Here is a 14396-nt window from a genome sequence, read left to right as displayed (position 1 = left end):
ATGCTTCATTTTCAAAGTTAAAAATGAAGCATTTTATAACCATTGTTTTGTATAATTAAAAACAACTATTATATTGCACGACCTTTAATTAGGGGCTAATCCTTTAAGTCATGACAGCAAAATTCAGTAAGACACGCGAGACCATTGTAGATGTTTCCCGTAATGTTTTCGGGGAAATGGGCTACTATAATGCCACAATTAATGATATTGCGCTTGCTTGTAATAGAGGGCGACGCACAATATACACCTACTTTAAGTCTAAAGATGAGATTTATAACGAGGTAATAAAGGTTGAGTCTACTAAGATGTCTGCCGAGTTACAGAATTATTTCTCGAATGTACTCGATCCTCATGAGAAACTTAGGATGTACATCATCAAGCGTATGGAGATTATTCGGAATTTGGTGTATGCGCACAAAGCTTTGAAGACTTGTTTTTTTAAGGAGAAGGCTCATTTTGATCAAATTCGTCGGGAATTTGATAAGGAAGAGATTAAAATTGTGCTGAGCATCCTCGACGAAGGTATTCGTCGTAGTGTTTTCCAGGTTCTCAATATGAGCTTAACGGCTCACAATCTCTTGGTAACGTTGAAGGCCTTTGAGAGCAACTTTATGGAAATGAACCCTGACGAGGCGTTAAAGCAAAGGCAACAAGAGATTATTAGAGTTATTCTATACGGCATTTTCAATAATAATAACCTACGATAGCGAGCCTGTTACACAATTTTGCTTTTAGGATTCTAGGTTGAGAACGCTTGCTAGCTTTCTATGTGGAGCGTTCTTAAATAAAACGAACAATTGGCGGCGGGAACGCTGCATGCGTGAAAGGGACGAAAAGAAGGGGTCAATAATTATAGGAAGAGCCATCAACAACTATTTTAGGAAGGTTGTTGATGGCTCTTTTCGTTGTTGGTATGGCGTACATGGCTCTGATCGCAAGCTGCAGCGGTGCTTGGTTGCTGTTCGGGGCTTGTTTTTGGGTGCTATTTGCTATCTTGCAGCACCAAACTTAATTCAATGCGGCGTTTCTTTTGGCTGTTAATCTTCATTCTCCTGTCTGCAACATCTTCTTTTTCGCAAAGTCGGCTTAGCGTTGTTGGCTTTGTTTCTGATACTACGGGAAAGCGCCCTGTAGAGTTTGCCACGGTTGTGCTTCTTTCGAGCAGAGACTCTAGCATTGTTAGCTCGGCGCTTGCCGATGTTAACGGCGTGTTCGAACTGCGGAATGTAGCTCCTGGACGTTACCTCGTCAAGGTTTCTCAAATGTCATTCAGCTCTACTATAAAGCGCATCAACGCGAGAGGCGCTAGCGGACTTTATAACGTGGGGAACATCCGAATGGTGCGGAAGCAGATTGCCCTAGGGGAGGTGGTTATCACCGGGAAGAGCACTCCGGTTAGGGTGGCTAAGGACACCATCGAGTTTAATGCTGGTGCCTACAAGCCAAGGGAGCAGGATATGGTGGCCGATGTGCTGCGCAAGCTGCCCGGCGTTACGGTGGACAAGGATGGCGCTGTTACCATCAACGGAAAGCCAGTGACGCAGATCATGGTCGACGGCAAAAAGTTCTTCTTGAACGACCCGTCGCTGGCTACCCAGAATCTGCCGGCTGATATCATCGATAAAATACAGGTGGTCAACAAGAAGAGCGACCAGGCGGAGTTCACCAAAATTGATGACGGCAACACCGAGAAGGTGATCAACCTCACCCTGAAGAAGGACAAGAAGCGGGGCGTATTTGGCAGCTACCGGGCGGGCGTTGGCACTCGCGATGCCTACGACGTGGGGGCGCGAACCGGCGGTTTCGAGAACGCCACGCAGCTGGTGGCCTTTGGGGGGTACAACAACATTAATAGGCATGGCGGGGGGAGCGGCGCGGCTTTCCCGAACGCCTCGAAGCAGGGCATTGTCACCATTGGCAACGCTGCGGTGAACCTAAACTACGAGCCGAGCGAGAGGCTGCACGCCAATGGGAGCTACCGATTTGGGTATAGCAGCACCGATAAGGATGCAAGCGCCAACCGGCAGAACTACGATACGCGGGGAACCTTTAATAGCGATAGCCATACGGAGGGGAATTCGATTAGCCGCTCGCATAGCCTCTACTCGCGGGTTGAGTATGCCGCAGATACTACGCTTTCGGTGATTATCTCCCCGAATGTTCAGATGTCGGGGGGCGACTCGCATGACGGCAGCCGTTCGCACCTGTTCGACACCAATGGGGCGCTGGTTAACTCGGAGGAGCGGACCTCCTCCCGTAAATCGAGCTCGGAAACCTACGGGTTGGCCGTGCTCCTTCAAAAGAAGCTGGCGAAACCCCGCAAGACGCTCTCGCTCGATGTTGACGGGAAGCTGTCGAACAGCAGCAGCGACGATTTCATCCTTCAGAAAAACTACTACGCGGCGAAGGACTCGACCAACATCCGCAACCAGAGCGTTGATGCCAGCGGCAGGAAGGCGTCGTTGGGCACCAACCTAGCCTATACGCACCCTCTGGGCAAATACCTTACGGCGGAGCTCAGCTACCAACTGAATGCCACCAGCAACCGGAGCACCAACGCCGCCTTCGACTTTAACCCCTCCACCAAGCGGTACGACATGGCCAACGGCATGTACTCGAAGCGCTACAAGAACGAGGAGTACAAGAATGCCGCTGGCGTTTTCCTGAATTTCTCGAACGGCTGGCTGGTGGTCAACCTTGGGGCCAATGCCAACATCATCAGCCAGGACTACCACAACCGGATGGGCGTGGCCTGGCTCGATACGTCTGTCGTGTACAGGAATATCTCGCCCTCGGCGCTCGTGTCGTTAAGTTCCGGCGAGGGAAGCGACCTCTCCTTTAGCTACAGCGGCAATACGCGGCAGCCTGGGGTGGAGCAGCTGCACCCGATCCAGAACCCCAATACGCCCAACAGCATCTACCTGGCCAATCCGCTGCTGAAGGAGGAATTCGGCCATTCGTTCTCGCTTAGCTACAGCTACTTCAACAAGGTTTCCTTCCTCTCGTTTAGCAATAACCTTGGCTACAGCTTCACGCAGGAGGCCATTGCCAGCAAAAGCTACCGCGACGAGCTGGGGAAGTACTACCAGCAGGCCGTTAACGTGGATGGCCAGTACAGCGTGAGCAACTTTACCACCATCGCCAAGTCGATGTTCACCAATATGCTGCACCTGTCGGCCTCCGTGAATACGGGCTACAACCACACCCCCAGCTTCTTTAACCAGGTGAAGTACTTCGCCAACCAAACCACCCTGGGCGAGACACTTAAGGCGTACCTTACGCTCGAATCGGTAGAGGTTGGCGCCAATTGCGGCTACTCCACCAATTGGGCCTCGTACGATGGGCTTGCAGCCAATGCCTCGGCCACGAAGGAGAGCAGCCGCTACTCCACGCTCTCGTTCGGGGGGGATATGACGGTTCGGCTTCCTGCCGGCTTCGTGGTGAAATCTACCATCGAGGCCTCGCGCAAGCAGGGGAGCCGCAATGCGGGCGGCGAAAGCTCGTATCTGTGGAATGGTGCGCTAACCAAAATGTTCCTAAAGGATAGGTCGCTGGCGCTGACGGTGCTGGCCTTCGACATTTTGGATAAGTTCCGCCCCTTTTCGAGAACTGTGACGGCTTCGTACATCGAGGAAGCCCGGTATAAGGCCATGTCGCAGCTCTTTATGGTGTCGCTGAGCTACAACCTCAACCGATTCGGCGGTGCGGCGAAGGGTCGATAGCATCGGCGGCTCTTGGTGGACTTCCATAGCTGGGCCAGATCGTATGAGAAGTACCCCATCTACGCGTAGATGGGCGCGAAATTCTAAAAGAATGGTTCATCTACGCCTAAAAGAGCAGGATCGCTGCTAAAATTACTCCCATTCACACTTAAAAGAGCATGGGTTTTGCTAAGATTATGCACATCCACGCTTAAAAGGGTAAGAAATTTGCTAAGAGTTTACTCATCCACGCTTAAAAGAGCACGGATTTTGCTAAGCGGCTGCTCTTTTACGTGTAGATGGGGACGAAATTTTATGGATAGGGTTCATCTACGCGTAGATGGGTCCGTTGCTTTTTATCTGTCGCCCCTTCGACCTGTCGGTGTGGCCGATGCTTACGCCCTCCGTCATCTTGCTGCTAGGGAGGAGTCCCAGCCATAGCGCTACGGCCATCATCGGCAGCAACACTTCCTAGAAGGCCGTTGATTCCTTATCCATCACCCTGCTATTATAGGCAAAAAGCGGGAGATCCACTGCTGGATCTCCCGCTTTTCGTTGGCGGTATTCGGTTGGCTGGGGCTACATTATCTCCTCGTCCATGCCGTTGGCGTCTTGCTGTTTCTGCTGCTTGCGCTTGAAGTCGTTGATACGGTAGGTGAAGCCCATAAAGACGTTGGGCGTCTCCCTCCAGTTCTTGGTGTACGAGGTGAAGCCGTTTCCAAAGCCATCGCTGATGTACTTGTTGGTATTGAACACGTCGCTAACCCTTAGGCTGATATCCCCTTTGCCTTTAAGAATGGAGTAGCGGGCTCCCATATCTACGTAGTAGCTTGCGTGGGTTTTTCCCTGCGAGCTTCCGCCCATTCCGTGGAATCCGCCAGCTCCGGTAGTCACCACGGGCGATTTATAGTTGTACATCACCTGAAAGCTGAGCTGCTTGCTGAGGAACCAGTTCGACGTGGCGCGTAGTGTCCACGAATCGGAGTCCTTGGCCTTACTGTCGAGCACGCTGCTGCTGTTACCGGTGAGCTTGGTGTGGAAGTAGCTGTAGCTGCAGTTGGTATTCCACCATTTGAACAGGTTGATGTTGGCCGAAGCCTCGGCGCCATACGATTCGCCGCTGTTTAGGTTTACGAAGGTGGTATAGGAGCGGAGCGCGTCTATTTGTTGGCGGATACTTGCTACAATCCCGGTAGTTTTTCGGTAGAACGTAGTTAAAGTAAGAGAATTCTTGTTGAACAGGCGGGTATAGCCTACCTCAAATGAGTTGATGTACTCGGGATTGAGGTCGGGATTACCCTGCGAGGTATTCAGCGTATCGGCGCGGTTCACGAAAGGGTTCAGCGACCACATCCTTGGACGGTTGGTGCGGCGGCTGTAGTTGATGCCGAACTCGTTGTTGTCGTTGGGGGTGTACTTCACGAATGCAGAGGGGAAGAAATCGAAGAAGTTCTTGCTGAACGACTTCTTTTCGGTCTGCTGCTCGCCATGGGTATCGGCATTCTCGGCGCGTATCCCTGCCTGCGCCTTAAACTTGCCCACGCTGATGCCATAGTTGGCATACACCGCGTTGACAGTTTGACGGTAGTCGAAGTCGTTGGTGTACTGGGACTGAAGAACAGGGGCGGTGTTGGCGGCGTAGGCCTTGGACAGGTCGTAGGTCGACTTGCTGTCGTTGTTCGAGAGCATGTAGCCCACCTCAATGCGCCCCTTCTCGGCCAGCGGAAGCACATAGTCGGTACGAAGCATGGTTCTCGTATTATCGTTGGTGCTGCTGGTAAGCTGATCGGTGTAGGGTGTCAGCGGTTTTGGGTTGATATTGGCCGGAGTTTTGGCGTTTTGCTCGATGGAGGTCTGCTCCAGCTTGTCGTTGCCCCTATCTATGTTGAACTCGGCCGTCAGCTCCTCGCCTTCGCGGGCAAAGGTATGCTTGTAGGCTAGGTCGTACTCAAAACCGTTATTGTTGGTTCTCTTATTCCAGGTTTGGCGCTGGTAGTCGTACATCTTCACATTGTCGATGCTGGTGGAACCGGTAGCATTCTCGTTCGACTTCATGTTTCTGGGCTCGAGCGTAAATGAGGTGTTCAGCGTATTCTTATCGTTCAGGTAGAAGTCGACCCCCGCCTGAATGTTCTGCATCCTCATCTTATTATTGGTGGTTGTATTGCGCTGCAGCAGCGTGTTGGCGCTGCCGAAAGTGTTGTTCGACCACATATCCTGGTAGCTTTCGCCATCGAACGAGCGCAGGGTGTAGTTCACAAAGTAGTTGAGCTTATTCTTTCGGTAGTTGAGGGTTGCCGATCCCATCCACTTGTTGTTGTAGCCAGCGTTTAGGTTCACCATTCCGTTAAGGCCGCGCTGCACATTCTTCTTTAGGATGATGTTGATGATGCCCGACATGCCCTCGGGGTCGTACTTGGCCGAAGGATTGCTGATGATCTCCACCCTCTCGATGAGGTGGGCGGGCATCTGATCGAGGCTGACGAGGTTAGAGGGTCTCCCGTCAATCAGAATGGTAACGTTTGATCCGCGCATCGACACGTTGCCGTCGAAGTCTACGGCAACCGCAGGGAGCGACTGCATGATGTCCAGCGCCGTTCCTCCGGTGCCGTACATGCTCTTGTCGATGTTGAAAACCTTCTTGTCGAGGTTGTTCTGCACCTCGCTCTTGCGTCCTGTAACGGTTACCTCTGCAAGGTTTTTGGTGGCTGGGGTTATGTCAACCTTACCAACTTCGGTATTTGGTTGCATGGCTTTAACATTTTTGATTACGGAAGTGGCGTAGCCGATGAACTTAACCTTTACCGTGTATAGACCGTAGGGAACTCTATCGATGGCAAACCTTCCGGCGTTGTCGGAGATGCCTCCCGTTACAAACGTGCTATCTTTTGCCCGAAGGATGGTGATATTGGCGTACTCTACTGGCTTGCTTGTCGATTTGTCGATCACCGTTCCCGTCAGCTTCGAGAACTTAAGCGATCCAGAGGGATTCCCGTTGTGGCCTGCACCCGTCCCTCCGCCCGAGCGCTGCTGCGCTGTGGCAGCCGCGGCCAGCCCGAGGAGTGATGCAAGCATGAAAATCCTGAATTTGTTTAAACTCATTGGTCGATTTTTTGATTTACATGTGAGATAACTGCCTTCTTAGACACTCCTTTTCTTGCAGAATTGCGTTTGCTTATCCTATTTTTGTTAAGGCTTTGTTAATCGTAATAGTTAAAGCAAGCAGATGGTAAGTAAGCGCATTGTTGTAAGCGGTCGGGTTCAAGGTGTTGGATTTCGGTATTATGTTGATCGAAAGGCCCAGGAACTGGGCGTGTATGGGTATGTAAGGAATCTTCCCAATGGAAAGCTGGAGGTGGAGGCTGAGGGTGACGACGTTTCCGTGGAAACGCTTATCGACTACTGCCGCATTGGGCCTGCCCGCGCGCTGGTTGATAGGGTAGAGGTGCACTCGCAACCCGTGGTTGGCTACACCCACTTTGGGGTGAGGTAGCCTAGCGCAAAGGCAGCGTAAGGCTCAATGCGCGGTTGCAGATGCAGCGCTCTAGGGGGGGCGTGAGCTGATGTTGGGAGAGTCGGGTATTCTATCTTTACCCGCTTAGCGGATGCTGTTAACCAGCACGATGTACTGCCAAGGTAGCAGGCTTATCCCTTTAGATGCTCCGTAATCGGTGCCCTTCATGTAATCGGTTGTAGGGTATGGCGGTGTAGCGGTGCAGGCGGTGCTCGAGCTGAAGTTGAATATGCCAACAACGGTGCTGCTGTACTTCTCGCGTTCTATGGTAAAAATTTTGCTGCTGCTATCGAAGTGGTAGCTGAAGGCGCCTCCCAGCTCGCCATTCCAAAGAGCCTCGTACCTCTTCTTTAGCGCAGCTAGCTTCCTGTATAGCTCCTCGAAGTCGCGGTTCACGTTCCACTCGATGCAATCCTTATCGAAAAACTTAAGGCGATGGCTTAGGGCCACCTCCTGCCCGTTGTATATTAGGGGGATGCTCGGCACTAGGAAGGAAAGGACGGCCATCTGCTTTGCGGCAAGCCCCATCCGCTCGAATTCGGTGCCGCTCCAGCTGTTCTCATCGTGGTTCGAGGTAAAAACGAGCCTCATGTCGTGGGGGCCGAAGAGGGTGTGCTGCTTCTTGAAGCATCGGTCTAGATCTTCGACGGTATTCTTACCCTGCGCAAGGCCGTTCATGATGTGGTGGATGTCCCAGCAGTAGGTGGCGTCGAAGGCGCTGCGGTGCAGGTGAGGATCTTCGCTCTCGGCGAGCATAAACACGTGGCGTACTGGGTCGAGCTCCTGGCGGATATACTCCCAGAATTCGACGGGCAGCAGGCTGGCCATATCGCAGCGGAAGCCATCGATGTTGGCCTCGGTGAGCCAGTACTTCATGCAGCTGGCCATCTCTGCCCACATCTGGCGGTTGTGGGTGTCGAGCTGGGCAACGTCCGACCAGTCGTAGGGGGCTACGATCTTCCCGTTGTTATCCCACTTGTACCAGTCGGGATGCTCCGCTATCCATGCGGCATCGCGCGAGGTGTGGTTGGCCACCCAGTCGACGATCACCTTTAGCCCCTTTTGGTGGGCATCGTCAACAAAAGCCTTGAAGTCGTCGAAGCTGCCAAACTCGGGGTTGACGGCCTTGTAGTTCTTAATGGAGTAGTAGCTGCCGAGCGTGCCCTTCCGTTCATCTTCCCCGATAGGGTAAATCGGCATCAGCCAAATGATCTTAATCCCCAGCGCTTTTAGGCGGGGGAGGTGCTCTTGGGCGGCTCTAAAGGTTCCTTCGGGGGTAAGCTGCCGTACGTTGAGCTCGTAGATGGTTGCGCTCTTTGTCCAATCGGGGTGTTTCACGGGGTACTTGCTTTTAGGGCACTTTTTTGCTGCCTCAAATATAGCGCAGAAGAGGTTGTGTATTCAAGGGGGAGGGGGGTAAGATGCGTTAGGCGTTGGTTATCGTTTGCTATTGGGAGAACTCAGCATTTGAGGTGGTGGTGGCCTGTGCGATCGAATCAATGGAGGTTTAGGTTCTGCTAGGCAAAGGATAGCCTGTTCGTTACCAGCTGCAGTAGCTCCAGAACTCGGCGCAGTAGGACTAGAGCTGGTCGCAGTAGTTCCAGAGCTGGCCGCAGTAGCCTCAGAGCTCGTCGCAGTAGTTCTAGAGCTGATCGCAGTAACGTTAGAACTGGCCGCAGTGGCTCTAGAGCTGGTCGCAGTAGCTCTAGAGCTGGCTGCAGTAGCAATAGAGCTCAGCCAAGTTGCCCCAGAGCTCATCCCAGTAGCAGAAGAGCTGGGGCTAGGATTATTCACGGAACTGTGTCTACCCTATTTTTTCGGAAGCAGGAATTACGCCTGCCTTTTAGGTTAGGGCTGCTAGCGGGGCAAGGGTGGCGGAGGAACGGAGCCACTTGTATACCCTTGCCCCGCTAGGAGGCCTGGCCTTCCTTCGCGGGTGTTCTTCATGCTCCAAACTTGGCCATCCGCTCGGCAAATTTAATGCAAAGCTGCCCGTAGATGAGCTTCCACCCCGCAACTTCCCGCTTTGGGCTCGAGTTGATATCCCGAATAACGAGGTATATCAGCTTCTTGATGGCCATGTCGGAGGAGAAGCACCCCTTGGTCTTGGTCACCTTCCGCATGCGCCGGTGGATGCCCTCGATGGGGTTGGTGGTGTACATGAGCCGGCGGATCTCCCTGCCGAAGTCGAAGAAGGAGCTCAGCTTGTACCAGTTTTCCCGCCAGCTCTTGACGGCGGTGGGGTACTTCGTCCCCCAGCGCTCGGCGAAGCGCTCGAGCTCCGCCTCGCCCGCCTCCAGCGTGGGGCTGCCGTAGATGGCCCGCATGTCGGCGGTGATGGCCTTGTAGTCTTTTTTAACCACGTACTTGAGCGTGCTGCGCACCTGGTGGACGATGCAGCTCTGGATGACCGTCTCGGGAAAGGTGCTGCTGATGGCCTCGCTGAAGCCCTTGAGGTTATCCGTGCAGGCGATCAGGATGTCCTCCACGCCCCGAAGGCGCAGATCCTGCAGCACCTCCAGCCAGAAGCGGGCCGACTCGCTCCCGGCAATGTAGATGCCCAGCAGCTCCCGAAAGCCCTCCTGGCTGACCGCGTAGACGTTGTAGAGCGCCTTGCCCTGCACTGCACCGCCCTCGCGGCACTTGAAGTGGATGGCATCGAACCAGACTATCGCGTAGAGCGGGCTCAGCGGGCGCTGCTGCCACTCCTGCAGCTCGGGGATGAGCCGATCGGTGAGCTCGCTCATCTGGGCGGGCGAGAGCGAAAGCCCGTAAACCTCCATCAGCAGCTTCCGAATGTCGGCGTAGCTCATCCCCTTGGCGTAGAGCGAGAGCACCTTCTCGCAGAGCTCGTCGTCCAGCAGCACCTGCCGCTTGGCCACGATCTCTGGGGTAAAGGATCCGTTACGGTCTCTGGGGGGGCTGAGCTCAAACTCGCCGTTCGAGCTCTTAACCGTTTTGGTGGTAGCGCCGTTGCGCTTGTTGCCCTCCGAATCCTTCAGGTGCTGCTCCAGCTCCAGCGCTAGGGCCTTCTCCAAAAAGTGCTTGAGCAGCGGGGCGAACACCCCATTCTCGCCGCTTAGGCTCTTGCGCTCGTAAAGGCCTTTGATGGCCTCCTTCTCAAATTCCTCGTAGCTGAAGCTCGCTACTTTTTCTTCCTCTTTCATTGTCTGCAAAGTTATCGTTATCATTTTGCAGACACAGTTGCATGAACAGTCTCCTGGGGCTGAAACCTCAAAAACTTATCTCAAACGCGAAAAAGCAGAGGCCGAAGGCTGGAGCGTACGGAGAGGGATGGAAAAAAAAGAGGCTGCTCGCAGGAGCAGCCTCTAAGCATTGTGGTGTGCTACTTTACGAAGATTAGGAACTCCCAAGGCTTGAGGGTAATCTCTGTGTTTGGCTTGTAGGTTTTACCGCTAAGGTACTCGGCTTTGGCCATGGAGGGGGTTTTAGCCTTCGCCGCTTTCCCGCTCATGTTGAAAATGGCAACGACCTTACTTTGGCCGCTGGTGCGCTCTACCGTAAGGGTGTTGGTGGTAGGGTTGGCCTTGTAGGTGGCGTTGCGGTTATCGCCGCTCCAGAGGGCTTTGTTGGCCTTACGGAGCTGGTTGAACTTCTGGTAGAAGGTGGTGTAGGAGGCGTCGCCTGTCCACTGGATAGGATCCTTCTTGAAGAATTCGAGCCGCTTGTTGAAGGCTACCTCCTGCCCGTTGTAGATGAGCGGCATGCCCGGCATCAGGTAGCACAGCGCGGCAAAGGTTTTGGCGGCAGGGCCCATGCGCTCGAACTCGGTGCCGTTCCAGCTGTTCTCGTCGTGGTTGGAGGTGAAGTTCATCCTGATGGCGCTTTGTGCGTAGAGCGAGTCCTGCTTTTTGGAGTACTGGGCGATGGCGCATACTCCCTGCTTGCCTTGGGCAATTTGGTTCATGATGTGGTGGAGATTCCAGGCGTAGTCCATGTCGAAGGCGCGGAGGGTAAGCTCGGGCTTCTCGGCTTCGGCGAGCATGAATACGGGCTTCACCTTGTCGAGCTCGCGGCGGGCGTCGTTCCAGAAGTCGGTGGGCACCTCGCCGGCCACATCGCAGCGGAACCCGTCTATGTTGGCTTCGGTGAGCCAGAACTTCATGGCATCGATCATGGCGGCGCGCATCTGAGGGTTGGCGTAGTCGAGCTTGGCCACGTCGGTCCAGTCGAAGGGGGCAAGGATGTTGCCGCTCTAATCCTTTACGAACCACTCGGGATGCTCGATGAGCCACTTGGAGTCGCGCGAGGTGTGGTTGGCCACCCAGTCGATGATCACCTTGAATCCTAGCTGGTGGGCCTCCCTAACGGTGGCCTTAAAGTCGTCCAGAGTGCCGAACTCGGGGTTGATGCTCTTGTAGTCCTGAACGGCGTAGTAGCTGCCCAGCTCGCCCTTGCGGTCCTTTACGCCGATCTGGTGGATGGGCATAAACCAGAGGATGTCCACGCCCAACTGCTTTAGGCGGGGGAGGTGGGCCTGCATGGCCTTGAAGGTCCCCTTGGGGGTATACTGCCGGGTGTTCACCTCGTAGATTACGGCGCTCTTGGCCCAGGCTACGTGGTTGATGGCTGGCTGTGCACTCTGCTTGTGTTGGCCGAATGCGGTGGCGGTGAGCAGCAGCGCGAGGACTCCAATTACTGCTTTTTTCATCTTTAATTGTTTTGTGATGTACGGTAGTACTGAGAGTGTGCAAAAAGAGGATGCTCTAAAATTAGAGCATCCTCTTATATTAATCTATTAGATTTTTAGAGCTTAACAATTGAATATGTCAGCGCCTTGGTGTTTAGCTTGATGGTGTACGTTCCTGCTACTGTAATAGGAATATTTGAACCACCGTTTGATAAAACGCCGCCAGAACCACCTAGGTTTTTATCCCAGCTGTTGTTGAAGCGGAATTTGATTTCGCCAACAACAAGGTTAACGGTTGCAACATACTCATCGGCATTGTCGCCATCGTCCATCATGAAGTCTGGACCATCCCATTTATTTGGGGTGGCGCTACCAACAATACCCCAAGTTTTAACATCAACAGGGGTGTTGAAAGGCGTAACGGTCATCGACTGGATGGCAGTGGTGGCACCGCCGTCAGGGTAGGTGCTGCTAGGTAGCCCCGAGGTCGATGCAACTATTCGGTAGTAAACCTTCGCAGCAACCTTCGGAGTTAGTCGAAGACTACCAATCAGGAATTCGTCGAATGCAAGGTTGGTAGGCGTGTAGGTTTTGCCTAGGTTAACGCTGCTTAAAACCTTAGCTTTTGACATATCCGCATTCTTCGAAAACTGAATTTGGTATTGGATTGATGCCTGAAAGCCATAGTCGGCAAGGCTCTAGGTAAATGGCTGTGCAAAATTGGCGGTTTTTTGCACATCGGTTAGCTTCGTTAAATCAAAAGATGATTCGTTCTGAGGAGAGCTTAGAACAGGCGCTGTTGGGGTTTCAGAAATGTAAACCTTGGTTTCGTCCTTGTCGCAAGCGGCGAGCAAAAAGATGCTAGCGGCGACGTATGCTAATAACTTCATTCTTTTCATAGTTCAATCGTAAAAATTAGTAACCAACGTTTTGTGTGAGGTTCGGATTACAACTCTTATCTCTTGTAGGGATTGGGTAAAGGTCTCTATAACCATCGGTACTAGTTCCTGCCGCTACATTACCCTTCCAAGGCCATACGTAGCTGCCGTTTGAGAATTGTCCAAATCGGATAAGGTCGGAGCGACGATGGCCCTCCCAGTACAGCTCTCTCGATCTTTCGTCGAGGATAAATGGAAGATCGTAGCTGGTAATGTTTCCGCTTGTATTGCCATAGGCACGTTCGCGGAGCTTGTTGATATATATGATGGCCTGAGCCTCGGTGCCTTCTGTACTTCCTCTTTTAACCGCTTCAGCATACATTAGGTAAACATCGGCAAGGCGGAATACGGGGAAATCGACATCAACAAAGTCGGGGTGCGCGTGGGTTGCAGGCGAACCGTTAGCTTTTACGTTGCGGAATTTGGTGATAGCCCATCCTTGGCCAAACTGAGCAACGTCGTTGATGTCAAGAGTTTGATCCGTTGAATAGAACATTGCACGCTTGTCTGCACTTGCATCTTGAGGGGCAGGGAACTTGTTAACAAGGGCTTTGGTTGTACGGATACCGCCCCATCCTCCGCCAACACCGAATTCGTTAGCTTTCATACTTCCACCAATGGCGGCATGAACAAGGTAGGTTGTTCCACCGTAGGTAGTAGTGGAAGACCCATCAAAGGCAATAGCGTAAATGATTTCATTGCTGGTGTTGTTGTCGGCTAGGAAGTTGTTCCTGTATGGGGTGTTCTCTACCGAATAGCCCCCAGAAATCACTTTCTCGCAGTACTTAGCGCACTCGGTATTCCATTTTATGATGGCATCATTGCTAGGCTTGTTTTCCTTGTTGTAAACAGATGCGTTTAGGTAAAGCTTAGCAAGAAGAGTCCAAGCAGCAGCTTGGTCGGCACGGCCATACTCGTTGGCGCGAGGGGCTACCATATCCTTTTCGATAGCCAGAAGTTCGGTTTCGATGTACTTGAAAAGATCGGCACGTTTGATCTGCTTTGGGAAGAACGAGCCTGGCTTATCCTCTTCGGTAACAAAGGGCACATTGCCGAACATGTCGATGGCGTGGTAGTACGAAAGAGCGCGAAGGAAACGGGCCTCAAGAATAAACTTTTTTGCCTTCTCCTGATCTGCAGCACTTAAGTTGCTCATAAACTCGTTGGCATCACGGATGTACTCATTCTCAATGGTAATCGCGTAGAAAATTCTCGAATAAAGAGCAGCGATAAAGGTGTCGTTGGGAGTCCACGTTTGGTAGTGGAAGTCCTTAATGGTGGCATCGTTCCAAGCCATTATCGCTTCATCGGTAGAAAGTTCCTGCGCATTCCATAATTGGCGGAAATAGTTGCCGAAACCTTCGTCGATACCGATAATGTCTGGTTTACCCGAAGGACCTTGTTGCCCGCTCACCGCATAGGCTGCGTACAATTTGGCAAGTGCCTGCTTGTATCCGGTGGCATTGGAGAAAACGTCTTTCGAGAACGTTTGGCTTGGGTCGATTGGAGTTACATCCAGATCGCTGGTGCATGATGCTGCACTAAACATCACTCCAACTATAAATATTGCGATTTTATTCAATTTCATGACT

General features: G+C 52.6%; 9 protein-coding genes and 1 pseudogene. 3 read left to right on the top strand and 7 right to left on the bottom strand.

Annotation, left to right across the window (positions count from 1 at the left end; all coding sequences use genetic code 11):
* The first annotated feature begins 110 nt into the window (after window positions 1-110).
* Together ACHZA1_RS01530 and ACHZA1_RS01525 are read left to right on the top strand one after the other, a co-directional pair.
* Window positions 111-707 carry a TetR/AcrR family transcriptional regulator gene (locus tag ACHZA1_RS01530; RefSeq protein ID WP_320053479.1) on the top strand — a complete coding sequence of 199 codons (597 nt, stop codon included), beginning with the start codon at window positions 111-113 and terminating at the stop codon, window positions 705-707.
* 309 nt (window positions 708-1016) lie between these two features.
* The gene (locus ACHZA1_RS01525) at window positions 1017-3722 is read left to right on the top strand and encodes an outer membrane beta-barrel protein (RefSeq protein WP_320053478.1); all 2706 of its coding nucleotides are present in this window, start codon (window positions 1017-1019) and stop codon (window positions 3720-3722) included.
* Window positions 3723-4280: 558 nt separating this feature from the next.
* Here the strand turns inward: ACHZA1_RS01525 and ACHZA1_RS01520 are convergent.
* Window positions 4281-6803 carry an outer membrane beta-barrel family protein gene (locus tag ACHZA1_RS01520; protein WP_320053477.1) on the bottom strand — a complete coding sequence of 841 codons (2523 nt, stop codon included), beginning with the start codon at window positions 6801-6803 and terminating at the stop codon, window positions 4281-4283.
* Between the two features lie 124 nt (window positions 6804-6927).
* Here ACHZA1_RS01520 and ACHZA1_RS01515 point away from each other — a divergent pair, with 124 nt between their 5' ends.
* Window positions 6928-7194 (top strand): acylphosphatase, encoded by a 267-nt coding sequence (locus tag ACHZA1_RS01515; RefSeq protein WP_320053476.1) that lies wholly within the window; start codon window positions 6928-6930, stop codon window positions 7192-7194.
* Between the two features lie 105 nt (window positions 7195-7299).
* Here ACHZA1_RS01515 and ACHZA1_RS01510 read toward each other — a convergent pair whose 3' ends face one another.
* The 6 genes and pseudogenes from ACHZA1_RS01510 to ACHZA1_RS01485 form a co-directional block, all read right to left on the bottom strand.
* Entirely contained in the window at window positions 7300-8553 is a 1254-nt protein-coding gene (locus ACHZA1_RS01510; RefSeq protein WP_320053475.1) for an alpha-amylase family glycosyl hydrolase, read from the bottom strand.
* A 605-nt stretch (window positions 8554-9158) separates the two neighbouring features.
* On the bottom strand, window positions 9159-10382 hold the full coding sequence (locus ACHZA1_RS01505; RefSeq protein WP_320052030.1) for an IS256 family transposase: 1224 nt from the start codon (window positions 10380-10382) through the stop codon (window positions 9159-9161).
* Window positions 10383-10561: 179 nt separating this feature from the next.
* Window positions 10562-11719: pseudogene (locus ACHZA1_RS01500) on the bottom strand (alpha-amylase family glycosyl hydrolase).
* A 263-nt stretch (window positions 11720-11982) separates the two neighbouring features.
* Window positions 11983-12498, bottom strand: a complete 516-nt coding sequence (locus ACHZA1_RS01495) for a SusF/SusE family outer membrane protein (RefSeq protein ID WP_320053474.1) — start codon at window positions 12496-12498, stop codon at window positions 11983-11985.
* A 66-nt stretch (window positions 12499-12564) separates the two neighbouring features.
* Complete coding sequence (locus ACHZA1_RS01490) at window positions 12565-12756, bottom strand: hypothetical protein (RefSeq protein WP_320053473.1); 192 nt, start codon at window positions 12754-12756, stop codon at window positions 12565-12567.
* 25 nt (window positions 12757-12781) lie between these two features.
* The gene (locus ACHZA1_RS01485) at window positions 12782-14392 is read right to left on the bottom strand and encodes a RagB/SusD family nutrient uptake outer membrane protein (RefSeq protein ID WP_320053472.1); all 1611 of its coding nucleotides are present in this window, start codon (window positions 14390-14392) and stop codon (window positions 12782-12784) included.
* Window positions 14393-14396: the final 4 nt, after the last annotated feature.

Origin of the sequence: uncultured Acetobacteroides sp. (assembly GCF_963667355.2) — a bacterium.
In the GTDB taxonomy this organism is placed as follows: Bacteria; Bacteroidota; Bacteroidia; order Bacteroidales; family ZOR0009; genus Acetobacteroides.
This window is presented reverse-complemented; position numbering and strand designations above follow the sequence as displayed.